The sequence below is a fragment of the Lysobacter sp. F6437 genome, from assembly GCF_052547215.1.
In genome coordinates, this window is sequence record NZ_JBQWRB010000005.1 from 125,388 (window position 1) to 148,096 (window position 22,709).

Here is a 22,709-nt window from a genome sequence, read left to right on the forward strand (position 1 = left end):
TTGAGCGAGTTGGATTTGAACCAGCTGGATTGATGCAGGCGGTCGGCTACCATGCCGGCATGAGCGCCACCGCCCCGCAGGACCGCCTGACCGTTGTCATCGCCGCCTTCAACGAGGCCGGCAGTCTGCCGTTGTTGCAACCGAGGATCATCGCGGCGCTGGATGCGATCGCGGATGCATACGGAATCGAAGGACGGATGCTGTACGTCGATGACGGCAGCACCGACGCCACCTGGGATGTCATGCAGCAGCTGGCCGCCGCGGATCCGCGACTCGCGCTGCTGAGGCTGTCGCGCAATTTCGGCAAGGAACTGGCGTTGACCGCCGGGCTGGACCACGTAGGGCAGGGCGCCGCGCTGATCCTCGATGCCGACGGTCAGGATCCGCCGGAGTTGATCCCGCAATTCGTCGAGCAATGGTGCCAGGGCTTCGATGATGTCCACGGCACCCGGCTCGAACGCGAGGGCGAAGGTTGGCTGAAACGCGGTACCGCGCACGCGTTCTACCGGGTCATCGGGCGGCTCTCGAAAACCCCGATCCCGGCGGATACCGGCGACTTCCGCCTGTTGTCGCCGCGGGCATTGGATGCGCTGCGCCAGTTGCGCGAGCGCCACAGGTTCATGAAGGGCCTGTTCGGCTGGATCGGTTTCAACCGCACGGCCATCCCCTACCACCGAGAGGCCCGGGTGGCCGGCGACAGCAAGTTCAATTTCTGGCGACTTTGGAACCTGGCGCTGGAAGGCATCACCAGTTTCTCGACCGCGCCGCTGCGGCTGGCGACCTACCTCGGCCTGATCACCGCGCTGGTCGCCTTCGCCTACGGCCTGTGGGTGATCGGCAAGGCGCTGTTGTGGGGCGACCCGGTGCAGGGCTGGCCGACCATGATGGCGGTGATCCTGTTCCTCGGCGGCGTGCAGCTGATCGCGCTGGGGCTGATCGGCGAGTACCTGGGCCGGCTGTACGAGGAATCCAAGCAGCGGCCCTTGTACGTCGTTGACGCATGGTTGCCGGACTCGGGGGTATGCTCGGACCACGTCCACGTGGTCGAGGGAGGCAGCCATGCGCAGCGTTCGGCATCTGTTGGAAGCGAAAGCGCCTGAGGTTTTTGCGATCGGCCCGGATGCGCCGGTGATCGACGCGATTCGGTTGATGGCGGAGAAGCACATCGGCGCACTGCTGGTGATCGAGGGTGGCCGGCTGGCCGGGATCGTGTCCGAGCGCGACTATGCGCGCAAGGTCGTGCTGCAGGGGCGTTCGTCGGCCAGTACCCCGGTGCGCGAGATCATGACCGCCGAGGTGCTCAGCGTCGGACTCGACGATACCACCGACCGCTGCATGCAACTGGTCACCAGCAAGCGCATCCGCCACCTGCCGGTGGTGGCCGATGGCGAGGTGCTGGGCGTGGTATCGATCGGCGACCTGGTCAAGGCGGTGATCGAGGACCAGCAGCTCGAACTGGACCAGTTGCAGCGCTACATCGCCAGCTGACCGGCGACCCTGCTGGTCCTTATTCGGCGTACTGGCCACCGCATCCGGCGTCGTCACCCGGGCCAAGTTCGAGCGTCGCCAGCAACGCAGCGGGCGGCGCGATGCTGCCCAGGGTCAGGGCGATCGCCGCGCGCAGGCCGATGCGGCCCAGGTCGGGCTTGAAGGTCGGTTGCTTGAACGTCCCGCCAACCAGCAATGGAGAACGGAACACCAGCAGGCTTCGGTCCTTCGGTCGCGGCTTGATGGTCAGGTCGAGCCGCTCGTCTTTCAGGTTGATGGTGCCTTTTCCGACCAGGATGGTATCGGTGGTGTCGAACGCCAGCGAGCGCGCCGTCATCATGCCGTCGTCGACCTTGAAGTCGCCGAACGCGCAGCGGATCGGGATCAGCCGGTCCTCGGTCAGCTTGAACTTGATGATCTCGGCGACATCGATACCGGCCATCTCCATCAGCAGGTTGCTGATCTTGCCGTGGCCGATGCCGAGCGCTACATCGCCATCGCTGCTGCCGAGCATCTTCGCGATCGAGTTGCCGCTGCCGGCCAGCTGGACGTGGCCGCCGACCTTGCCGATCGCGTTCTGGGCCAGTTCCACCTTCGGCAGCAGCTGCGAGAGGTCGAGGTTCCGTGCAGTGATATCGGCCTGGGTGCCGATCGGGGATTCGCGCGCGTCCATGCGGATGGTCGAGCGGATGTCGCCGCCGGCAACGCCGAAGTTGAGCGGGTCGAGCCGGAGCAGGCCGTTTTCCAGCAGCAGGTGCGCATCCATGTCGTCCAGTGGCAGCGACGGCGCGTTGATGCGCTGCGCCTTCAGGCGCACGTCGGCGTCCATCGCGCGCAGCTTGTCGAGCTCGTAGGGGGTATCGGGCAGCACGCGCGCACCGGCATCGGCCTTTGCGGCCTGCGCGGCGAGTTCGGGATTGCTGGTCTCGTCGCCACCCGCCTGCGGGGCGCCGCCGACGAAGCCGGCGAGGTCGTCGAAGTCGAGCCGCCTGGAATGCAGGTCGGCGCGCAGATACGGACGGTCGCCGCCGGAATCGACGTTGGCGTCGCCGGACAGGTCGCTGTCGCCGACGGTGCCGCTGAAATCGTTGTAGAACCAGACCTCGCCGTCGCGGGTGAAATGGCCGTCGAGGGTGTAGGGCGGGGTCGGGGGAAGCGCGATGCCGACCAGCGGATAGAGGTCCTCGAGGTTGGCACCGCTGAGCTGCAATTGCAGGTCGAAGTCGCGCAACCGCAGTGGGTCGAGCAGGGTGCCGCGCGCGTGCGCCTTGGTGTCGCCGGCCTGCGCATGCGCGTCGATCGTGTAGGGGCTGTCGGTGTCGCGCAGCGCCAACGGTGATTCCGCGCTGCCCTGCAGCGAGAAGGCATTGCCCTCCCAGCGGCCGCCGCCCTTGACGGTGATCGGTGGCGCGGCCTGGCCTTCGGCCGGCGCGGCAGTCGCCACGTCTACCTTGATGTCGGTGTCGTTGGCGGTGTCGAGGAAGGCCAGCTTGCCGTCATCGATCCGGATCCGCCGGAACTGGACTTCGCTGTCGCCGCTGTCATCACCGAACTGCCAGTTGCCACCGCCTTCCGGCCCGGTTTCAAGGTTCAGGCGTGGCGCGACGAGGCGCAGGGTCGGGATCAGGATTTCACCCTTGAACAGCGGCTTCAACGCGATGGCGAGTTCGAGTTGTTGCGCCGCGGCCATGGTTGGCTGCTTTGACCAGTCGGCATTGCCGAAGCGGAGGTCGTAGGCGCGGACGGTCGGGACCCAGCCGAGATCGACGTCGAGGTCGCCACCGATGTCGAAGTCGCGTCCGGTGCGGGCCTCGACCTGGCGCTCGACCGGTCCCTTGAACCAGTTCCAGTCCCACAGCAGGACCAGCACGACGATGCCGATCGCGACGACCGCCACCGCGCTCAACCAGGGATGGTCGGCGACCGGTTGCCACCAGCGGCCGCCTGGCGACGCGGCTGAGTCATTCGCAGTCGTGCCACCGTCGGCATGTCTTTCCGGTTTTGGGGAACTGGCAGCAGCCATGGGGGAGTAGTCGACCGGGCTGGAATCAGGGCGTTGCGGCCACAGTCGGGAGGCGGCGGTAAAGCCGGAGTGAAACGTGTTGGGCGGTATTCAGATGCGCGTGCGTTTCACTGCGACGGCGGTGCCGGCCAGCAACGCAGCGATGCGCCGGTGAGTTCGAGCTGGATCGAGTCGCCCTCGCGCTGCAGCGCCACGTTCTGGCCTACGTAGACATCGACTCCGGCGGTGGACGCCGATTCGGCGCGGGGCAGGGTGGTCGTGGGCTTGCCTGCGATCTGCAGGGTGGCGTCGTGTTCGCCGTAACCGACGTGGACGATACGGCCGTCGTTGCAATCGTAGGCGATTGCATCCGGACCCATTGGGGATGGGGTGGGTGGAGTGGTGTCACGGGTCGATGAGGCCGGGGAGACGCCGGGTGTCGCCCCGGGTGCGCTGTCGGTGGAAACCGTACACGCACCAACGGCGCAGGCGACAAGCAACGTGAGCGTGGGAACGCGCATGGATGCCTCGACGGTTGGACCGGAGGCCACCCTATCCCAGGCCCTCCGACGGCGCGTGATCAAGGCGTGACCGGCGTGCGCGTGCTCAGTCCACGGCCAGCGCGTGCGCGTGCTCGCGGGTGGCGAGGAATTCGACATCCGGCGCACGCTCCTGCGCCAGTTGCAGGTTGACGCGGGTCGGTGCGAGGTAGACCAGTTGCCCGGCGGCGTCGATCGCGAGGTTCATCGCGTTCTTGTCGCGGAACTCCTCCAGCTTCCTGTCGTTGCCACAGCGGATCCAGCGCGTGGTCGCGACCGCGACCGGTTCGAAGATCGCATCGACCCCGTACTCGTCCTTGAGCCGGTAGGCGACCACGTCGAACTGCAGCACGCCGACCGCGCCGAGGATCAGGTCGTTGCTCATCAGCGGCCGGAAGAACTGGGTCGCGCCTTCCTCGCTGAGCTGGGCCAGGCCCTTCTGCAGCTGCTTGAGCTTGAGCGGGTCGCGCAGGCGTGCGCGACGGAACAGCTCCGGCGCGAAGTTGGGGATGCCGGTGAAGCTGAGTTTCTCGCCCTCGGTGAAGGTGTCGCCGATCGAGATCGTGCCGTGGTTGTGGATGCCGATCACGTCACCCGAGTACGCGCTCTCGGCGATCTCGCGGTCGCTGGCCATGAAGGTCAACGCGTTGGCGAGCTTGAGCTCCTTGCCACTGCGCACGTGATGGGCCTTCATGCCGGCGCTGAACTTGCCCGAGCATATCCGCATGAACGCGACCCGGTCGCGGTGCTGCGGGTCCATGTTGGCCTGGATCTTGAACACGAAGCCGGTCAGCTTGTCCTCGGTCGGCGCCACCTCGCGGGTGGTGGTCGCGCGCGGCCGCGGCGACGGCGCATGGCGGACGAAGAAGTCCAGCAGCAACTGCACGCCGAAGTTGTTGACCGCCGAGCCGAAGAACACCGGGGTTTGTTCGCCGGCCAGGTATTTGCCCAGGTCGAACGGATGGCTGGCGCCCTGCACCAGCTCCAGCTCGTCGCGCAGCTCGGCCAGCGTGGCCGCGCCGATCCGTTCTTCCAGCGCCGGGTCGTCGATCGAACCGAAGATGGTCGAGTCCTGCCGGGTGAAGTTGCGGCCCTGCTCGTACAGGTGCACCTCGCCGCTGACCAGGTGGACCACGCCCTTGAGTCGCTTGCCCATGCCGATCGGCCAGGTGATCGGCGCGCACTGGATGCCGAGCACGCTTTCGACCTCGTCGAGCAGCTCGATCGGGTCGCGACCCTCGCGGTCGAGCTTGTTGATGAAGGTCATGATCGGCGTGTCGCGCAGCCGGCAGACCTCCATCAGCTTGATCGTGCGCTCCTCGACGCCCTTGGCCACGTCGATCACCATCAGCGCCGAGTCGACCGCGGTCAGCACCCGGTAGGTGTCCTCGCCGAAGTCCGCATGTCCCGGCGTGTCGAGCAGGTTGACGATGTGGTCGTCGTAGGGGAACTGCATCACCGACGAGGTCACCGAGATGCCGCGCTCCTTCTCCAGCGCCATCCAGTCGGAGGTGGCGCTGCGGCTGGTCTTGCGCGACTTCACCGAACCGGCCATCTGGATCGCGCCGCCGAACAGCAGCAGCTTCTCGGTCAGCGTGGTCTTGCCGGCATCGGGGTGGGAGATGATCGCGAAGGTGCGGCGGCGCAGGGCTTCGATGGAAACGTCGGACATGGCGACGGCGCGCGCGATCGCGCCTTGAGGCTGTGGGAGGGCGCCGATTATAGCGGGGCCGCCTGTGCAGCGGCGCCGGCGCCCGCATCGTCGATGTGCAGCGGGCCGGCCGGACCGCGCATCCGGAACGGCAACGACCGCAGGCGCATCCCGCGATTGACCTGCACCACGAAGTGCAGGTGCGGCCCGGTGGTGAAACCGGTATTGCCCGACAGGCCGATCTGCTGGCCGGCGCGGACCCGTTGCCCGACCCTCACCAGCACGCCGCCGGGCTTGAGGTGGGCGTACAGACCCATCGTGCCGTCGTCGTGGAGTATCCGCACGAAGTTGGCGCGTCCGCCGTACCTGTCGCGATCCAGCCCGGGGCGGTCGAAGTCGGATTCGACCTGCATCACCAGCCCCTCGCGGGCGGCCAGCACCGGCGTCCCGATCGGCACGGCAAAGTCGACCGCGTAGCGGTTTTCCGGGTCGCCGTGGCTGAAGCGGCCACCGTAGCCCTGGTCGATCCGCGCTCCTTGGATTGCGAGTGGCAACCGGTATTCGACGTCGCGCGGCGCCGCGCTCGGATTGCCGGGCAGGCTGTCCATGCGCAACTCGAAGTCAACCGGGCGCCCGGGGGCGCGCGCACGCAGCACCGCGACCAGGGCCTCGCCGCCCGCGGTGACGGTGGCCCGCGCCGGCAAGGCCGGATCGCCGACGGTGTTGCCGTTGCGGGTGAAGTGCAGCATCACCTCGATCGGTCCGGCCAGCCGGTTGTCGGCCCAGGCGTAGTAGGCATCGCCATGGGGTTCGATCCGCAGGCGCGCGATCGCCGTCGGTTCGACGAACACCGGGACCGTGCTCACCTCGACGCCGGGCTGCTGTGGCTGGTGGTCGCCGTAGTGGGTGATGCCGTCGGCATCGGTCCAGCGGTAGACCTGGCCGGCACCGGCTGGCGCAGCGGCGGTGACCAGGCCGGTCGCCAGCGCCAGGCTCCATGCCAGGCAAGGCTGTCCGCGGTTCGCCGCGCCCACGGTCAGCCGCCGCACTCCGTCGACAGGCCGAGCTGGCGCGCGATGTCGGCGAGGTCGAAGGCGACGACCGCCGCGTCGTCATGCACCGCGAACAGCGCGCCCCTGGGGAATTCACGGGTACTGGCCGCATGCAGCGCGACCCCGTCGGTGTAGGCGGTGACGGCGCCGTGGAAACTCCCGGCCGGCGCGAGGCTGTCGCGTTCGAACAAATGGAACATCGTCAACGGCGCCAGTTGGTCGACCGCGATCCAGTAGCCCCCGGTGGCGCTGCACGACCACAGCGCGACGCCCTCGGCCTCGGCCGCAAACGCATCCTGCGGCAGGCTGCGGCCGGTGTAGTGGCCCTTGAAGTTGTATTCGCGCAAGGTCGACGCATTGCGCCCGTCCTCACGCGGGAAACGTTCGTCGGCGATCAGCAGGCGATCGCCGCCCGGGTCGCCGGCGATCGACTCGACTACCCGCAGTGCACTGTCCTGCCTGGTATCCCCGAACGAGCCGGCGTAGTGGCTGCGCGGTTGTCCCTTGTGGTCGAACACGACCCGGTACCGGCGCACGCGCTGGTCGAGCTCGGACAGCGGCGGCACCACGTTGAAATGCTCTCCGTACATGAAGCTGTCGGTGACGTAGATTTCCAGCTCGCCCGGTTCGGTCTCGTTGATCCAGAGCCCGTACGGCGCGCGCAACTGGTCCTGGCCGAAGCTGCCGAGCGGCTCGAAACCCGGCAACGCGAACACCTGCACGCGGTGGTTGTCGCGCTCGGCCACGAACAGGTGGTCGCCATGGACCGCCAGCCCGTTGGGCCGGTCGAAACGGCCTGCCGCGTCGCCCGGCTCGCCGACCGTGCGCAGGCGCTCGCCGGTGTCGGCGTCGAACACCACCAGCTGGTCGGTCGACTTGGCGCTCGCGATCAGCCAGGTGTCGCCGGTCGGTGAGGTCCAACTGGCGAGCGAGTCCAGCTCGTCGACGGGATTGGCGGCGGAGACATAGCGCTCGTTGACGGTATCGGAGGCCGGCGCGGTGGACGGAAGGGTGGGGGCTTCGGTGCGCGGCGGCTGGCTGGCGCAGGCGGCCAGCAGCAGGGCGGGCAAGGCCATGGAAACGGGGCGAAGGGTCATTGCGGCAGTGTAAATGGCAAACACGGGGCGGCGCTTGCCGCGAGACTAGCGATTGTTACATCGCTTCATACGTATAAAGCGATTGACAATCCGGAAACGACGCGGCAGACTGCGGCTATCCATCGAGACCGGCTGAGGGACAGGCCCTTTGAAGCCGGGGCAACCCAGCACCGCGCAAGCGGTGCGAAGGTGCCAATTCCTGCGGCCCGGTGAAGATCGGATCCGAAAGATGGTTGTGTCGTGCGCCCCTCGCGAGGCGCGTGCACATCCGTCGGCTCGATGGCCCCGTCACTTCCGGATGCCGCCATGAGCCTGCAAGCCAGTTTCGCTTCCCGTCCCACCTTCGATCCCGTCCCCGGCCATTCCCTGGCCGGCGCGTCGCCCGGACGCCACCCGCCATCCGTGCCGGGCGCCGCCCGCGACACCGTGCCCGCAGTGCGCGGCGAGGTGCGGGTCGACCTCGCTCTGCGCCACGCTGGCCGCCGCACCGTCGCCCTGCGCTACGAGCGCGTCGGCGATCCGTCGCTGCCGGTCGTGTTCGTCGCTGGCGGCATCTCCGCGGACCGGCATGTCGGCGCGAACGATGCGTCCACCGACGGTGGCTGGTGGAATGCGCAGGTCGGCCCGGGCCGCGCGCTCGATCCGCAGCGCCACTGCCTGCTCGCGTTCGACTGGGTCGGCAGTGACGGCAGCCTCGACGTGGCGCTCGATCCTGCCGACCAGGCCGATGCGATCGCCGCGCTGGTCGATGCGCTGGGCATCGTCCGGCTGCATTCCTTCGTCGGTTGCTCCTATGGCGCGATGGTCGGCCTGCAGTTCGCCGCGCTGCACCCGTCGCGACTGCGGCAACTGGTGGCGATCAGTGGCGTTCATCGCGCCCACCCCTACGCCAGTGCCTGGCGTGCGCTGCAGCGTCGCGCGGTCGCGCTGGGTGCGTTGCAGTGCGACGACAGTCATGGCCTGGAGCTCGCGCGCCAGTTGGCCATCCTGAGCTACCGCAGTCCCGAGGAGTTCGACGGCCGCTTCGATGCCGCCGAGGTGCTCGACGGTCGCGTCCGCGTGGGTGCCGAGGACTATCTCGACTACTGCGGCGCCCGCTACGCCAGCCGGACCTCGCCGACCGCGTTCGTGCGGCTGTCCGAGTCGATCGACCTGCAGGCGCTGCAACCCGAATCGGTGCGCCTGCCGGTGACCGTGGTTGCGGTGGAGGGCGACCGGGTGGTGCCGATCGGCGATTCCCGTGAACTGGTCGAACGGTTGGGCGGCGGGACGCGGCTGCACGTGCTCGAGTCGATCTTCGGGCATGACGCGTTCCTCAAGGAGACCGCGGCCATCGGCGGCATCCTCGTCGAGGCCCTGGGCGATGCGAAGGTGGCGGCATGAGCGTCCATCTGCAGGCCGCCCACGGCGTGGCGCCTGCCGCGCGCAATCGCTGTACCAGCGCGGTGCGCGCCGGCATCGACCGCGACAGCGCGTATGGCGCGGTCACCCCGCCGATCGTGCTGTCGTCGAACTTCAGCTTCGCCGGCTTCAACGACAAGCGCACCTACGACTACACTCGCAGCGGCAACCCGACCCGCGACCTGCTGGCCGAGGCACTGGCCGACCTGGAAGGTGGCGCCGGTGGCGTGGTCACCGCGACCGGCATGGCCGCGATCACCCTGGTGCTGCACGCGCTGCTCAAGCCCGGCGACAAGCTGGTGGTGCCGCACGACGGCTACGGCGGCAGCTGGCGGCTGTTCAACGCGCTGGCGGACAAGGGCGCGTTCGAGTTGTTGACCGTCGACCTGACCGACCCGCGCGCGTTGAGCGAGGCGCTGGCGCAGGAGCCGGCACTGGTCTGGATCGAGACCCCGTCCAACCCGCTGCTGCGCATCACCGATCTGCGCTTCGTGATCGACGCAGCGCATGCGGCCGGCGCGCTCGCGGTGGTCGACAACACCTTCCTGTCGCCGGCGCTGCAACAGCCGATCGCGTTCGGCGCCGACGTGGTCGTGCATTCGACCACCAAGTACATCAACGGCCACAGCGACGTGGTCGGCGGCGCGGTGGTGGCGAAGGAGGCCGACGTGCACGAGCAGTTGGCGTGGTGGGCCAACTGCCTCGGCATCACCGGTGCACCGTTCGACAGTTTCCTGACCCTGCGCGGCCTGCGCACACTCGGCGCGCGGTTGCGGGTGCACCAGGAGAACACCGCAGCGCTGGCCGAACTGTTCGACGGCCATCCGGCGGTGCGGGCGGTGCATTACCCCGGGCTGGCCAGCCACCCGGGCCATTCGATCGCGGCGCGCCAGCAGACGGGTTTCGGCGCGATGCTGAGTGTCGAACTGGAGGGTGGCGAGTCGGCGGTGCGCGCATTCCTCGAAGGCCTGCAGTGCTTCACGCTGGCCGAGTCGCTGGGCGGGGTGGAAAGCCTGGTCGCGCACCCGGCGACGATGACCCACGCGGCGATGTCGGCCGAAGCGCGTGACGCCGCCGGTATCGGCGATGGCCTGCTGCGGCTGTCGGTCGGGATCGAGCATGTCGACGACCTGGTCGCGGATATCGCGGCGGCGCTGGCGCGCGTGCCGGCGACGCGGGTCGACAGCAAACGCGTGGCGAAATGACCGCGGTTGCTACCATCCGCCTGGACACGCGCCGCGCACGTCCGGAGCCGTCGACGCTGGCCGCAACCGTGCCGGCGCGTGTCGCCCTGCTCGGCACCGGTACCGTGGGCACGGCGGTACTGCAGCGGTTGGCGCAATGGACCGGCACGCCGCTCGGCGCGCGTCTGTCGCTGGTGCATGTGGCGAACTCGCGGCACGCCACCAGTGCCGCGCTCGGCCTGGCGGCTCACGAGGCGGGCGGTCTGCTGCGAAGCCAGCATCAACCGAGCCGGCTCGATGCGTTGCCGGCCGCGCTGCGCGGTGCTGGCGCCCAGGTCGTGATCGACGCCACCGCCAGCGCCGCGGTCGCCGATCGACATGCCGAGTGGCTCGCGCAAGGCATCCACGTGGTGACTGCGTGCAAGCTCGGGCAGGGCACCGACCTGGCGCAATGGCGACGCATCCGGACTGGCTGCATCCGCGGCAACACGGCTTATGGTGACAGCGCCACGGTCGGTGCCGGCCTGCCGTTGTTGCGTTCGATTCGCGGGCTGCAAGCCGGTGGCGACCGCATCCACGGGATCGCCGGCGTGCTGTCGGGCTCGCTGGCGTGGCTGTTCAACCATTACGACGGCCTGCGTCCGTTTTCGGGCTTCGTGCGCGAGGCGCGCGATGCCGGTTACACCGAGCCCGACCCGCGCGAGGACCTGTCGGGCGAGGACGTGCGGCGCAAGATCCTGATCCTCGCCCGCAGTGCGGGGGTGGAGCTCGAGAGCAATGAAGTCGACGTCGAGTCGCTGGTGCCGCCGGCGCTTGCCGGTATTCCCCCGGCCGACGTCGATGCGGCGCTGCCGTTTCTGGACACGCCGTTGCGCGAGCGCTTCGCCGCTGCGCGCAAGGACGGCTGCAAGCTGCGCTTCATCGCGCGGCTGGAAAATATCCGGGACGGCAAGGGCAATGCGCGCGTTGGGCTGGAGGCGCTGCCCGAGGACCATCCGCTGGCGGGCGGCGCCGGCACCGACAACAAGGTCGCGATCTGGTCGGACCGGTATTGCCAGCAGCCGCTGGTGATCCAGGGCCCGGGCGCCGGCGCCGAAGTCACCGCAGCCGGGCTGCTGGACGACGTGCTGCGGATCGCGGCCAGCGCGTGACCGGCCGCGATCCTGCACATCGGTTTTCGCGTCAGCTGCAGGTTGCCTTGAGTTCGAGCGCGCGGGCGATATCGCGCCAGTCGAATGCGCCGACCCCCTGGTCGTCGTTGACCGCATAGAACACGCCGGCCGGGAAGCGCGTGGTCGGGGCCTGCTGCAGCCACACGCCATCGGTGTTGGCGACGGTGTTGCCGGCGAATGCACCCAGATGCGCCAGGCTGACGCGGTCGAACACGTGGAACAGGCTGCGGTCGGCGAACTGGTCGGTGGCGATCCAGTAGCCGCTGCCGTCGTTGCACTGCCACAACGCGATGCCCTCGGCCTGGGCCTGGAACACGTCGGCGCCGATGTTGCGACCGCGGAACCCGCCGTCCAGCCCGTACTCGCGCAGCAGCGTTCCGCTGGCCTGGTCCTCTTCCGAGATCAGCAGGCGGTCGTGAGCGGGATCGCCGAGCAGCGACTCGGTGATGCGGATCGCGCCCGCGGCGGTGGTGTCGCCGAACATGCCGGCCAGTTGCGCCTGGACCTGTCCATCGGCCAGCGCGGCGGCGTCGAGGCGGTAGCGCTTGATCCGCTCGTCCAGCTCGTCCAGCGGCGGCGGCAGGTCCTCATTGGTCGGTGACATGTAGTTGTCGCTGACCAGTACTTCGATGGCGCCATCCGCAAGACGGTGGACCGAGAGCCCGTACGGCTGAAGCAGTTCGTCCTGGCCGAACGCGCCCAGCGGTTCGAAGCCCGGCAGTTGCAGCACCTGCACCCGGCGGTTGTCGCGCTCGACCACGAACAGCAGGTCGTCGAGCACGGCGATACCGTTGGGGCGGTTGAACTCGCCCAGTGCCGGACCTTCGCCACCGACATCGCGGATGTGTGCGCCGGTGTCGCCGTCGTACACGGCTAGCCGATGGGTGTCCTTGGCGGTCGCGATCAGCCAGGTCGTGCCGGCGTCGTTGGTCCAGCTGGCCGGCGAGTCGATGTTCTCGGCCGGGGTGTTGGCAGTGAGGAACGCTTCGGCGACCGTGGTGTAGCCGGTGGCCGGTGCGAGCACGTCGTCGCCCTCGTCGGGCTCGCGTTCGCCGCCGGCGGGCAGGCTGGAGCAGGCGGCCAGCACCAGGGTCGAGGCAAGGACGGCGGCAAGCGGGGTAAAGCGCAGTTGCATCGGAAACTCCGGGTCGGGGCGGCGTCGGATCGCGCGCGCTGGCGAAAGCTTGTACCGGTGGAATGCGTCATCGCGATGACAGTCAGCCGTCATGCCAGTGCCATGAAGCGCCCGTAGAAATCAGCGCTTTAACCGGCACCGGAAACCCGAATGAAGAAGTCTCCCCTGGCGATTGCACTCTCGCGCGGCATGGCGGTCATGGCGCTGGTCGCCTCAGGCGGCGCGTTTGCGCAGGCCACGCCGGTCGCCGCGGCCGCGCCTGCCGCCGATGCCGCGATGAAGCAGCTTGACGCGGTGGTGGTGCAGGGCGAGATCGTCTATCGCAACCGCACGCCGGACATCGCGCCGGTGCTGAGCTACGACCTGGAGTACTTCCAGCGCTTCGAGCCGTCGACTGTGGGCGACATGCTCAAGCGCGTGCCCAGCGCGGTGTTCGTGTCCGACGTGCTCGAGTACGACGGTGTGCAGCTGCGCGGGCTCGATCCCGGCTACACCCAGATCCTGGTCAATGGCAGGAAGGTGCCCGGTGCCGGCGACGACCGCTCGTTCTGGGTCGACCGCATTCCCGCCGAGATGGTCGAGCGCGTGGAGATTCTGCGCAGCAACAGCGCCAACCGTTCCGGCGATGCCGTGGCTGGCGCGATCAATGTCGTGTTGCGCGATGCCTACGAGTTCGACGGCAGCTACATCCGCGTCGGCGCGATGCGCTACGACGACGGCGAGATCCAGCCGACCTTCGGCGCGGTGACCTCCGGCGAAGCACTCGGCGGCCGCCTGCTGGCCGGCATCAACGTGCAGGACCGCTACAACCCCAAGGTCAAGCGCAGTGACCGCTACGACAACCCCGATGACATGGAGCTGGTCTCGTGGGAGGACCAGACCGACACCCGCGACGGCCAGGACTACTCGGGCAACGTCTCCTACACCGTCAATGTCGGCGATACCGGCCGGCTGTCGGTCGACGGTTTCTACGTCAAGACCGATCGCGAGCAGGTCGAGATCTCTTTCGAGGAGGAGTACGACGATGGCGAAGTCATCACCAAGGACGTCCCGGGCCTGACCGAAATCGACCAGACCAACTGGGGAATCGGCGCCGACTACCGGTTCGCCATGGCCGGCGGCACCACCGAGATCGACCTCGACCACGCGCGTTTCGAGGACAAGAGTACCGAGAGCGAGGAAGAAGAGGAGTTCGTGGACGGCGGTTGGGAAGCCCACGAGGGCGAGGCGCTCGACATCGACGCCACCGACGCCGAGAGCAGCTTCGGGATTGCGCACAGGCGCCCGCTCGGTGCCACGGAAATGGAGTTCGGCATCGACTACCGCAGCAAACAGCGCGACACCACCCATACCTATTTCGCGTTCGAAGCCGAGGCCGAGGACGACCCCGTGGTGTACGCGCCCGACACGGTCATCGACAGCGTGATCGAGGAAACCCGCATCGACCCCTACCTGATGTTCTCCGGCGACGCCGGCACGCTGGCTTGGGAAGCGGGCCTGCGTTACGAGACCACCGACTCGGACATCGAGTCCGGCCAGGACGGCGAATCGGTCCGCGTCTCCAGCGACTACAGCGAGCTGCTGCCATCGCTGCACCTCAAGTGGGACATCGGCGAAGCCAGCCGCATCAGCTTCTCGGCCGCGCGCAGCCTGCGCCGCCCGAACTTCAACCACGTGCTGCCCGCGCTGCTGAGCGAGGAGTACGGCGACAATGACTTCCTCGGCAATCCCGCGCTGGAGCCGGAAACCGCGAACGGTTTCGACCTCGGCTTCGAGCGTCGCCTCGGCAAGCGCGGGGTGGCCGGCGTCAACCTGTTCTACCGCGACGTCAGCAACCTGATCGAGCTGGTCAACACCGGTGAACCCAACGAGACCGCCTTCGACGACTGGGCCGACGACATCGAGGCGTACATGGAGGACAACGGCGTCGGCGAGGACGAGGCGATCGCCGCGGTGCCGTTCGAGCCGGACAGCTTCGTCTACACCATGGACAACGTCGGCGACGGCGAGGTCTGGGGCGTCGAGTTCGACCTGTCCACGCCGCTGACCGCGTTCAACATGCCCGACACCGGCATGTTCCTGAACTACTCGTGGCTCGACAGCGAGGTCGAGGACTTCCTCGGCGCGCGCCGCTTCAACAACCAGGCCGAGAGTGTCTACAACGTCGGCTTCATCCAGGACCTGCCGACGTGGGGCGCCTCGTTCGGCGCCAGCTACCGCAAGCAGGGCGACGCCTACAGCCGCGTGCTCGCCGAGGAGGTGCTGACCACCTATGACGGCGATCTGGAAGTGTTCGTCGAGAAGCGTTTCGGTGACAGCCTCTCGGTGCGCCTGAGCGGTACCAACCTGCTGGATGCCGACAAGACCGAGGTGTTCGACAAGTTCGACAACCTGGCCGACCAGCTCGATCGCGACCATGACGAGTACGAGATCGAGGCCGAGCACGCCGGCCCGCGCTACCAGCTGGTGATGCGTTACGCGTTCTAGTCAGCACTCGATCACGTTCACCGCGAGACCTCCGCGCGAGGTCTCCTTGTACTTGTCCTTCATGTCGTTGCCGGTGTCGCGCATGGTCTTGATGACCTTGTCGAGGCTGACCTTGTGCTTGCCGTCGCCGCGCATCGCCATGCGGCTGGCGTTGATCGCCTTGACCGAGCCCATCGCGTTGCGCTCGATGCACGGGATCTGCACCAGCCCGCCGATCGGGTCGCAGGTCAGGCCGAGGTTGTGCTCCATGCCGATCTCGGCGGCGTTCTCGATCTGGCTGGGGTTGCCGCCGATCGCGGCGGTCAGGCCGGCGGCGGCCATCGAGCAGGCCACGCCGACCTCGCCCTGACAGCCGACCTCGGCGCCGGAGATGCTCGCATTCTCCTTGTAGAGGATGCCGACCGCGGCCGCGGTCATGAGGAAATCGCGCACGCCCTGCAGGGTCGCGTTCGGAACGAAGCGGTCGTAGTAATGCAGCACCGACGGGATGATCCCGGCCGCGCCATTGGTCGGCGCGGTGACCACGCGGCCACCGGCGGCATTTTCCTCGTTGACCGCTAGCGCGAACAGGTTGACCCAGTCAAGCATCGTCAGTGGATCGTCCTGCGGCGCATCGCGCGCGGTCAGTTCGGCATGCAGCAGCGGCGCGCGGCGGGTCACGTGCAGGCCACCGGGCAACGTGCCGCCGGAGCGGATGCCGCGCTCGACGCAGGACTTCATCGCCGCCCAGATCTCGTCGAGGCCGGCGTCGATCTCCGCGCGCGGGCGCCACACTTCCTCGTTGGCGTACATCAGTTGGGCGATGGTGATGCCGTGGTCGGCGACCTGTTTCAGCAATTCGTCGCCGGAGTTGAACGGGTAGGGCACCGCGGTGGTGTCGGCGACGATGCGGTCCTCGGCCGCCTCGTCCTCGTTGACCACGAAGCCGCCGCCGACCGAGTAGTAATCGCGCGTGGCGATCACTTCACCATTGGCATCGAACGCGGTGAAGCGCATGCCGTTGGTGTGGAACGGCAGCTTCTGGCGCTTGTTCATGATGAGGTCGTGCTTCTCGTCGAAGCCGATCTCGTGGCGCCCGAACAGCTTGATGCGCTTGGTCGAGCGGATGCGCTCCAGCGCCTCGGGGATGATGTCGGGGTCGATCAGGTTCGGCCAGTGGCCTTCCAGTCCCATCAGCACCGCCTTGTCGGTGCCGTGGCCGCGGCCGGTCAGCGCCAGCGATCCGAACACCTCCGCGCGCAGCCGCATGGTGCGCTGCAGATCGCCGTTGTCGATCAACCATCGCTCGATGAACCGCGCCGCCGCGCGCATCGGCCCGACGGTATGCGAGGAACTCGGCCCGATGCCGATCTTGAACAGGTCGAAAGTGCTGACGGCCACGTAATGCTCCTGCCGGGTTCAAGCGGCATCCGGTCCGGTGCCGCGCGGGAGACGCGGCCTGCGGCTATTCTACGGCGCCCTGCCGTCGGCTTCATGCCGACCGCCACGCCCGACATGCCCGTGCCGACCCATCCCGACGCCCCGACACCGATCACGCAGGCTCAGCCGCGCCTGACCCTTTATCAACGCGACGACTGCCACCTGTGCGACCTTGCGCTGGAGGTGCTCGCCGCCGCGCGCGCGCCCGAGTTCGACAGTGTGTTCATCGACGGGGATGAAGCGCTCGAACAGCGCTATGGCGTGCGTGTGCCGGTGTTGCGCGAAGAGAGCCGCGGTGTCGAGCTTGAATGGCCGTTCGACGTCGAGCGCGTACGGGCGTTTTTACCGCGTTAAGTCCGCTTTCGCTTTTCGTAGGAGCGGCTTCAGCCGCGATCTGGACTTGTTCGACCGCGCCGGTTCCGCGATCGCGGCTGAAGCCGCTCCTACAAGGGCCGGTGGCCCGCGTCAGTTCACCGGCCGGAGGTTGACCTTCGTGCTCACCGCCACCGCGTCCGGGATCAGCGACACATCCGCCCAGTCGCCACCGCCGACGTTGAAGGCGAGCCGCTGCACGGTCGCCTTGCCGGCCAGCACGGGGTTGGCGCCGTCGGTCCAACTGAACGTCAGCGTCACCGGCTGGCTGACCCCGCGCAGGGTCAACGTGCCGTCCGCGGCATACGTGCCATCGCCGAGCGCGCGGAAGGCGGTCGCGCTGTAGCGCGCCTGCGGGAACTTGTCGGCGTTGAAGAAATCCGGCCCAAGCAGGGTCTGGTCGCGATCGGGATTGGCGGTGCCGGCGCTGGCCAGCGGGATCACCACGTCGAGCTTTGCCGCCTCCGGATGTTGCGGGTCGAAGCTCACGGTGGTGGTGAACCGGCCGAAGTGGCCGCTGAACACTTCGCCGTCGTACTCGGTCGCGAACGCCAAGGTCGAGCCGGGCGCCTGCACGTAGTCGGTGGCGAACGCGGGCGCCGTGGCGAGTAGCAGGACACCGGCGGACAGCGCGGCGGCGCGGCGGAATTCAGGGAGCATCGCGGAAGGGCGCATCGTGGACCTCGGGAAGCGACGCGCGGCGACGCCGGGGCAGCATCCGCTGCAGGGTCGCGTCGCGCTGGAAGATGTGATGGTAGAACGCGGCAGCCACATGCCCGATGACCAGCACCACCAGCACCCAGAACAGCCATTCATGCGCGGTATGGCCCAGCTCGCGCAGGCCTTCGTCGGGCGCGCTGAGCTTGGGCATCTCGACCAGGCCGTACCAGCGCAGCGGCCGCAGCCCGCTGGCGGAGTCGTACAGCCAGCCCGACAGCGGCATCGCCAGGATCAGCGCGTACAGCAGCCAGTGGGTCACCGAGGCCACCCGCGCCTGCCAGGTCGGGGTGCCCGCCAGCGGTTTGGGTGCGCCCGCGTACAGGCGCCAGCCGATCCGCAACACCACCAGTGCCAGCAGCGTCAGTCCGGTCGACTTGTGCAGGTCGAACACCCAGAAGTACTTCGGAGTGACCGGCAGGCTGTCGAGCAACAGGCCGATGGTCGACAGCATCAGCAGCAGCAACACGATGACCCAGTGCAGCAACTGGCTGACAGGGCCCCAACGGTCGGCGGTGTTCTTCAGGTTCATGGCGTCGGCCCTGGTTCGGGTTGGCTTCCGGTTTCGGGAGCGGGTGGCGCGGGCGCCGCTTCGTTGGTCGCGGCCTGCAGCAAGCGCTCGGCGAATGCGCGGCTGGCGCGGGTCGCTTCGGCTTCGATACGCAGTTCGACTTCATCGCCGATCATCGATGACCACGCGTCGATGCCGTAGTCGCTGCGGCTCAGGGTCGCGGTCGCGGCAAAGCCCGCAGTCAGCCGGAACGGGGGCATCGGATGGCGCTCGACGGCATTGACGGTGACGTCCATGCACAGCGGGCGGGTGACCCCGTGCAGGGTGAGGTCGCCGCAAACGCGGGCATGTTCCGGGTCGCGCGCGGTGACCGTGGTCGAGACGAAGCGCGCGGTCGGGAAGTCGTCGGCGTCGAGCAGGTTGCCGGCCAAGGCGGCCCGGTTCCAGTCGGCGTCGCCGAGGTCGAGCCGGGTCAGCGGCACCTCGACCACCAGCCGGGCGCCGGACCAGTCGCCTGGATCGAACAGAAATCCGCCGTCGCTGCCCGACACGGTGCCTATCGCCCTGGAAAACCCCGCATGCGAGACCGCGAACATCACCCGCGTATGCACCGGGTCCAGCTTCCATGCGACAGGCTCGCTGGCGCCGGCCGGTGGTGCCGACAGCAGCGACAACAGCAACGCGACCGCGAGCAGCGGACCACGGCGGGCGGCAGAGGAATGCGTGGACAGGAACGGCATGCCGGGATTCTAGGCGCTGGCGGCCGAGACTGCCCGCTACCGCCCGGCACGCAGCATTGCGCGGACGTGATCGCACCGCCGCACTTGCCCGCCACGGCGCGATCGCCGAGGCTTGGCGCGGGGAAGCACCGTGAAGACCAGGGAGGGACGATGCGCAAGTTGACCAGGACGGCGGTGGCCGCGGCATGGCTGTGGATGGCCTGCATCACGGCGGCGCCGACACTGGTGGCGTCGCCGGCGATCCCGGAAGTCCCGACCCTGCGCCACATCGGCGTCGCCGACGGCCTGCCATCCAGCGACGTCAAAGGCCTGGCCTTCGATCCCGACGGTTACCTGTGGATCGCGACCATCGACGGCCTGGCCCGCTACGACGGGGTCGGCATGCAGGTCTGGCGCCACGTGCCCGGCGATGCCAGTTCGCTGCCGGGCAACTACATGACCGTGTTGCACGTCGACCCGCGCGGCCGGGTCTGGGTGGCGCCCGAGAGCCGCGGCCTCAGCGTGCTCGACACCGCGCGCGACGGCTTCCGCCACTACCGCAAGGCCGACCACGCGCAGATGGGCAGCGACGATGTCTGGGCGATCACCAGCCACGACGATGCGCTGTGGTTCGGGACCTTCGGCGGCGGCCTGCACCAACTGCGCGAAGACGCGGGCGGCGAGACCATCACCCGCTACATGCCGCGCGAAGGCGACCCGCGCAGCCTGCCGTCGGACATCGTGCTGTCACTCGGCGTCGACCGCCAGGACCGGCTCTGGGTCGGCACCACCGCCGGGCTGGCACGCTGGACCGGTCGCGATTTCGAACGGGTGGCACTGCCGGGCGAGGTCGCCGCGCCCGCCATCTTCTCGGTGACGCCGCTGGGCGATGACCTGTGGGTCGGTGCCAGCAGCGGCGTGTTCCGACGCGGACCGGATGGCACGTGGCAGCGGCCGGAATGGGCGGCGATGTTCGAAGCCCCGAGCAACACGGTCTTCGGCATGTTGGCCGAACCGGATGGCGGGATGTGGCTGGCCAGTGCGCGACAGCTGTGGCGGGTGTCGCCCGGGGCGATCCCGGTGCCGGTGCCGATCGGCGCGAAGGGCCCAGTGATGCCGATGTTCCAGATACTCCGGCAATCCAACGGCGCGATGTGGTTTCCGGTGCCCGGCGTCGGCCTCGGTTACCTGCAGCCGGACTGGCGCCGGATCGCGCAGTTCGACCGCGAGCACCATGGGCTGTCATCCGAGTTCTACCGTGACATCGCTATCGCGGCCGACGGCGGCACCTGGCTGTTCGGTGCCCGCGGCGAACTGGAGCGGCTCGATGCGGAAGGCGTCGTACACGGGCTCGACGAGGCGGTGCAGGATCAGCTGGCAGGCTCGGCGGGCCTGTCGGTACTTGAGGACTCCGCCGGCATCCTGTGGATCGGACAGCGCAAACGGCTGTCGCGGCTCGACCCGGATTCCGGCGTCGTGCAACGCTGGGGCGTGGGCGATCCGGCCGACGCAACGCTCGACGGAGCGCCCCATCTGCTGGTGCAGGCGCCTGACGGCGATATCTGGGTGTCGTTCAGCGGCCGCGGCCTCCAGCGGCGCGACCCATCCAGCGGCACGGTATTGCAGACGATCCTGCCGGGCCCGCGACAGGGGCTCGGGATCGGCGACATCGAAGCGATGGCATTCGACAGCCGCGGTGCGTTGTGGATCGCCGACGGTCGCGGGATGCGCCGGTGGGATGTCGATGCCGATCGTTTCGTCACGGCGGACGGGATCGAGGTCGGCGACCGGGTGTTCGCATTCGCGTTCGACGACGAGGGCGGGCTGTGGCTGCAGCATCTCGCCGGGCTGGAACATTACCTTCGCGTCGGCGATCGATGGCAGCGCGATGCCCGCGCCGGTGTCGCAGAGGGCATCCCGTCGCTGGAAGGGGCGGGACTGGAGATCGACCGCAACGGCCGGGTGTGGCTGTCGAGCCGGCGCGGCCTGTTTCGCTGGGATCCCACCAGCCGCCACCTGCGCCGGTTCGGGCTGGCCGACGGGCTGGGCAGCCAGGAGTTCGTCGACCGCGCACTGGTCATGAACAGTGAAGGCGTACTCGCGGCAACGCTCGCCGACGGTGGCGTGGTGATGATCGACACGCTCGCGCCGGATCCGCCGTCGTTGCAGCCGACATTGCATTTCGACCGGGTCGAGGTGCGTCGCGACGGTCGTTGGATCGCGCTGGACGCCGTGGATGCCGGCACCGGATTGCAACTCGCCCCCGATGACCGCGAGATGCGGGTCCGGCTCCGCCTGCTGTCCTACGACGACCCGCAGGCGAACCGCTACTTCACCCGTCTCGACGGCTACGACAATGACTGGATCGAGCAGGACCAAAGCGGCGAGCGCATCTTCGCCAGCTTGCCCCCGGGTGATTACACGCTGCATGCGCGCGCGGTCGACGCCGCCGGGAACGCGTCTGCCGAGCAGGTGCTGTCATTCACGATGCAGCCGCCGTGGTGGCGCACGCCGCCGGCACTGGCCGGGTTCGCCGCGTTGTTTGCGCTGCTGCTGTGGTGGGCGTTCGACGAATACCGCGAACGGCTCACGCGCCGCCAAGCCCTGCAGCGCGCACGGCACGAGAACGAGGTCGCGCGCGAGGCCTCGCTGGCCAAGACCCGGTTCCTGGCGACCCTCGGGCATGAAGTGCGCACGCCGATGACCGGGGTGCTGGGCATGACCGAATTGCTGCTGGGCACGCCACTGGACCCGCGCCAGCGCGGCTATGCCGACTCGATTCGCGGCGCCGGTGAACACCTGCTGCGCCTGGTCAACGACGCGCTCGATCTCGCGCGGATCGAGTCAGGCAAACTGGAACTGGCCGAGCAACCGTTTGACCTGCGCGCGCTGGTCGATGACGTGGCCGCGCTGATGGCGCCGCTGGCGGCGGCGCGCGGACTGGCGTTCGCGGTGGAGTTCGACGGCGATGTGGCGAATGGATGGCGTGGCGATCCGGTGCGGCTGCGGCAGATCCTGCTCAACCTGGTCGGCAACGCGATCAAGTTCACCGAACACGGGTCGGTGACGCTTGGGGCAAGCCGCGATGCCGACACCGGCATCCACCTGCGGGTCGCCGACACCGGCCCCGGCCTCAACGAAGAACAACAGGCCCGGTTGTTCCGTCGCTTCGAACAGGCCGAAGGCGCACGTACCGCGGCGCGCTATGGCGGCAGCGGCCTCGGGTTGGCGATCTGCCAGGAACTCGCGGCGGCGATGGGCGGCAGCATTACCGTCGAAAGCTCACCGGGCGTCGGCGCCACCTTCGATGTCCACTTGCCCTTGCCGCAGGCGGCCGTGCCGACGGTGGCGACGCCGCCGGTTGCGGCCGGTTCCGCGCGCCCGCTGTCAGTGTTGCTGGTCGAGGACGATCCGATCGTCGCCGAGGTCATCACCGGCTTGGTGCAGGCGCAGCGGCACCGGGTCAACCACGTGGGGCACGGCCTCGCAGCGCTGGTGGAAGTCGCGACCCAGCGGTTCGATGTCGCGTTGCTGGACCTCGACCTGCCGGGAATGGACGGCATCGCGCTGGCCCGGCACCTGCGTGCGCAGGGCATCCGGTCGCGGTTGGTCGCGATCACCGCGCGCGCCGATGCCGAGGCGGAACCGCAAGCGATGGCCGCCGGTTTCGACGGCTTCCTGCGCAAGCCGGTCACCGGCGCGCTGCTGCGGCAGCAACTGGAGGGCGAGCTGCAGGCGGTGGAGTAGGCCGGCGGTTGGACGC

At 68.5% G+C, this 22,709-nt stretch carries 18 protein-coding genes and 1 riboswitch; of the genes, 8 read left to right on the forward strand and 10 right to left on the reverse strand.

Going from position 1 to position 22,709, the window contains the following annotated elements; genetic code table 11:
• Window positions 1-32 precede the first annotated feature (32 nt).
• Together ACT9F5_RS13650 and ACT9F5_RS13655 are read left to right on the forward strand one after the other, a co-directional pair.
• Window positions 33-1,100 (forward strand): glycosyltransferase, encoded by a 1,068-nt coding sequence (locus ACT9F5_RS13650; RefSeq protein ID WP_445120507.1) that lies wholly within the window; start codon window positions 33-35, stop codon window positions 1,098-1,100.
• Complete coding sequence (locus tag ACT9F5_RS13655; protein ID WP_445120508.1) at window positions 1,060-1,488, forward strand: CBS domain-containing protein; 429 nt, start codon at window positions 1,060-1,062, stop codon at window positions 1,486-1,488. The genes ACT9F5_RS13650 and ACT9F5_RS13655 overlap by 41 nt, the downstream gene beginning before the upstream one ends.
• 19 nt (window positions 1,489-1,507) lie before the next feature.
• Here the strand turns inward: ACT9F5_RS13655 and ACT9F5_RS13660 are convergent, their stop codons facing one another.
• From ACT9F5_RS13660 to ACT9F5_RS13680, 5 genes are all read right to left on the reverse strand, one after another.
• Window positions 1,508-3,511 carry an AsmA family protein gene (locus ACT9F5_RS13660; RefSeq protein ID WP_445120509.1) on the reverse strand — a complete coding sequence of 668 codons (2,004 nt, stop codon included), beginning with the start codon at window positions 3,509-3,511 and terminating at the stop codon, window positions 1,508-1,510.
• A gap of 107 nt (window positions 3,512-3,618) precedes the next feature.
• Window positions 3,619-3,870 (reverse strand): hypothetical protein, encoded by a 252-nt coding sequence (locus ACT9F5_RS13665; protein WP_445120510.1) that lies wholly within the window; start codon window positions 3,868-3,870, stop codon window positions 3,619-3,621.
• A gap of 226 nt (window positions 3,871-4,096) precedes the next feature.
• Window positions 4,097-5,701 (reverse strand): peptide chain release factor 3, encoded by a 1,605-nt coding sequence (locus ACT9F5_RS13670; protein WP_445120511.1) that lies wholly within the window; start codon window positions 5,699-5,701, stop codon window positions 4,097-4,099.
• Window positions 5,702-5,748: 47 nt separating this feature from the next.
• Complete coding sequence (locus ACT9F5_RS13675) at window positions 5,749-6,714, reverse strand: peptidoglycan DD-metalloendopeptidase family protein (protein WP_445120512.1); 966 nt, start codon at window positions 6,712-6,714, stop codon at window positions 5,749-5,751.
• A gap of 2 nt (window positions 6,715-6,716) precedes the next feature.
• Window positions 6,717-7,829, reverse strand: a complete 1,113-nt coding sequence (locus ACT9F5_RS13680; protein WP_445120513.1) for a phytase — start codon at window positions 7,827-7,829, stop codon at window positions 6,717-6,719.
• 116 nt (window positions 7,830-7,945) lie between these two features.
• Window positions 7,946-8,065: riboswitch (SAM riboswitch) on the forward strand.
• 70 nt (window positions 8,066-8,135) lie between these two features.
• Here ACT9F5_RS13680 and metX point away from each other — a divergent pair.
• From metX to ACT9F5_RS13695, 3 genes are read left to right on the forward strand one after another with little or no spacing between them, the layout of a single operon-like run.
• Window positions 8,136-9,212: a homoserine O-succinyltransferase MetX gene (gene metX, locus ACT9F5_RS13685; RefSeq protein ID WP_445120514.1), complete on the forward strand. Its 1,077-nt coding sequence runs from the start codon at window positions 8,136-8,138 to the stop codon at window positions 9,210-9,212.
• Window positions 9,209-10,435 carry an O-succinylhomoserine (thiol)-lyase gene (locus ACT9F5_RS13690; protein ID WP_445120515.1) on the forward strand — a complete coding sequence of 409 codons (1,227 nt, stop codon included), beginning with the start codon at window positions 9,209-9,211 and terminating at the stop codon, window positions 10,433-10,435. The genes metX and ACT9F5_RS13690 overlap by 4 nt, the downstream gene beginning before the upstream one ends.
• Complete coding sequence (locus ACT9F5_RS13695) at window positions 10,432-11,565, forward strand: homoserine dehydrogenase (RefSeq protein ID WP_445120516.1); 1,134 nt, start codon at window positions 10,432-10,434, stop codon at window positions 11,563-11,565. Before ACT9F5_RS13690 ends, ACT9F5_RS13695 begins: the two co-directional genes overlap by 4 nt.
• Window positions 11,566-11,596: 31 nt before the next feature.
• Here the strand turns inward: ACT9F5_RS13695 and ACT9F5_RS13700 are convergent, their stop codons facing one another.
• Window positions 11,597-12,721, reverse strand: a complete 1,125-nt coding sequence (locus tag ACT9F5_RS13700) for a phytase (RefSeq protein ID WP_445120517.1) — start codon at window positions 12,719-12,721, stop codon at window positions 11,597-11,599.
• Between the two features lie 150 nt (window positions 12,722-12,871).
• On the opposite strand from ACT9F5_RS13700, the gene ACT9F5_RS13705 reads away from it, so the two are divergent.
• A complete protein-coding gene (locus ACT9F5_RS13705) occupies window positions 12,872-15,208 on the forward strand; it encodes a TonB-dependent receptor domain-containing protein (protein ID WP_445120518.1) in 2,337 nt (778 codons plus the stop codon).
• On the opposite strand, the gene ACT9F5_RS13710 is transcribed toward ACT9F5_RS13705, so the two are convergent.
• Window positions 15,209-16,588: an L-serine ammonia-lyase gene (locus tag ACT9F5_RS13710; protein ID WP_445120519.1), complete on the reverse strand. Its 1,380-nt coding sequence runs from the start codon at window positions 16,586-16,588 to the stop codon at window positions 15,209-15,211. It abuts the gene before it with no gap.
• Window positions 16,589-16,702: 114 nt separating this feature from the next.
• Here ACT9F5_RS13710 and ACT9F5_RS13715 point away from each other — a divergent pair, with 114 nt between their 5' ends.
• The gene (locus tag ACT9F5_RS13715) at window positions 16,703-16,981 is read left to right on the forward strand and encodes a glutaredoxin family protein (RefSeq protein WP_445120556.1); all 279 of its coding nucleotides are present in this window, start codon (window positions 16,703-16,705) and stop codon (window positions 16,979-16,981) included.
• A 111-nt stretch (window positions 16,982-17,092) separates the two neighbouring features.
• Here the strand turns inward: ACT9F5_RS13715 and ACT9F5_RS13720 are convergent, their stop codons facing one another.
• Genes ACT9F5_RS13720 through ACT9F5_RS13730 form a run of 3 tightly spaced genes read right to left on the reverse strand, consistent with a single transcriptional unit; the run spans window position 17,093 to window position 18,967 of the window.
• Window positions 17,093-17,659 carry a YceI family protein gene (locus tag ACT9F5_RS13720; RefSeq protein ID WP_445120520.1) on the reverse strand — a complete coding sequence of 189 codons (567 nt, stop codon included), beginning with the start codon at window positions 17,657-17,659 and terminating at the stop codon, window positions 17,093-17,095.
• Window positions 17,649-18,248 carry a cytochrome b/b6 domain-containing protein gene (locus ACT9F5_RS13725; RefSeq protein ID WP_445120521.1) on the reverse strand — a complete coding sequence of 200 codons (600 nt, stop codon included), beginning with the start codon at window positions 18,246-18,248 and terminating at the stop codon, window positions 17,649-17,651. The genes ACT9F5_RS13720 and ACT9F5_RS13725 overlap by 11 nt, the downstream gene beginning before the upstream one ends.
• Window positions 18,245-18,967 (reverse strand): YceI family protein, encoded by a 723-nt coding sequence (locus ACT9F5_RS13730; RefSeq protein ID WP_445120522.1) that lies wholly within the window; start codon window positions 18,965-18,967, stop codon window positions 18,245-18,247. Before ACT9F5_RS13730 ends, ACT9F5_RS13725 begins: the two co-directional genes overlap by 4 nt.
• Before the next feature lie 150 nt (window positions 18,968-19,117).
• Here ACT9F5_RS13730 and ACT9F5_RS13735 point away from each other — a divergent pair, with 150 nt between their 5' ends.
• Window positions 19,118-22,693 (forward strand): ATP-binding protein, encoded by a 3,576-nt coding sequence (locus ACT9F5_RS13735; RefSeq protein ID WP_445120523.1) that lies wholly within the window; start codon window positions 19,118-19,120, stop codon window positions 22,691-22,693.
• Window positions 22,694-22,709: the final 16 nt, after the last annotated feature.

Excerpts from the sequence above, each read along its gene's own strand:
- ACT9F5_RS13650 (WP_445120507.1), top strand. The coding sequence starts at position 33 with ATGCAGGCGGTCGGCTACCATGCCGGCATGAGCGCCACCGCCCCGCAG.
- ACT9F5_RS13655 (WP_445120508.1), top strand. The coding sequence starts at position 1,060 with ATGCGCAGCGTTCGGCATCTGTTGGAAGCGAAAGCGCCTGAGGTTTTT.
- ACT9F5_RS13660 (WP_445120509.1), bottom strand. The coding sequence starts at position 3,511 with ATGGCTGCTGCCAGTTCCCCAAAACCGGAAAGACATGCCGACGGTGGC.
- ACT9F5_RS13665 (WP_445120510.1), bottom strand. The coding sequence starts at position 3,870 with ATGGGTCCGGATGCAATCGCCTACGATTGCAACGACGGCCGTATCGTC.
- ACT9F5_RS13670 (WP_445120511.1), bottom strand. The coding sequence starts at position 5,701 with ATGTCCGACGTTTCCATCGAAGCCCTGCGCCGCCGCACCTTCGCGATC.
- ACT9F5_RS13680 (WP_445120513.1), bottom strand. The coding sequence starts at position 7,829 with ATGACCCTTCGCCCCGTTTCCATGGCCTTGCCCGCCCTGCTGCTGGCC.
- metX (WP_445120514.1), top strand. The coding sequence starts at position 8,136 with ATGAGCCTGCAAGCCAGTTTCGCTTCCCGTCCCACCTTCGATCCCGTC.
- ACT9F5_RS13690 (WP_445120515.1), top strand. The coding sequence starts at position 9,209 with ATGAGCGTCCATCTGCAGGCCGCCCACGGCGTGGCGCCTGCCGCGCGC.
- ACT9F5_RS13695 (WP_445120516.1), top strand. The coding sequence starts at position 10,432 with ATGACCGCGGTTGCTACCATCCGCCTGGACACGCGCCGCGCACGTCCG.
- ACT9F5_RS13700 (WP_445120517.1), bottom strand. The coding sequence starts at position 12,721 with ATGCAACTGCGCTTTACCCCGCTTGCCGCCGTCCTTGCCTCGACCCTG.
- ACT9F5_RS13705 (WP_445120518.1), top strand. The coding sequence starts at position 12,872 with ATGAAGAAGTCTCCCCTGGCGATTGCACTCTCGCGCGGCATGGCGGTC.
- ACT9F5_RS13715 (WP_445120556.1), top strand. The coding sequence starts at position 16,703 with ATGCCCGTGCCGACCCATCCCGACGCCCCGACACCGATCACGCAGGCT.
- ACT9F5_RS13720 (WP_445120520.1), bottom strand. The coding sequence starts at position 17,659 with ATGCTCCCTGAATTCCGCCGCGCCGCCGCGCTGTCCGCCGGTGTCCTG.
- ACT9F5_RS13725 (WP_445120521.1), bottom strand. The coding sequence starts at position 18,248 with ATGAACCTGAAGAACACCGCCGACCGTTGGGGCCCTGTCAGCCAGTTG.
- ACT9F5_RS13730 (WP_445120522.1), bottom strand. The coding sequence starts at position 18,967 with ATGCCGTTCCTGTCCACGCATTCCTCTGCCGCCCGCCGTGGTCCGCTG.
- ACT9F5_RS13735 (WP_445120523.1), top strand. The coding sequence starts at position 19,118 with ATGCGCAAGTTGACCAGGACGGCGGTGGCCGCGGCATGGCTGTGGATG.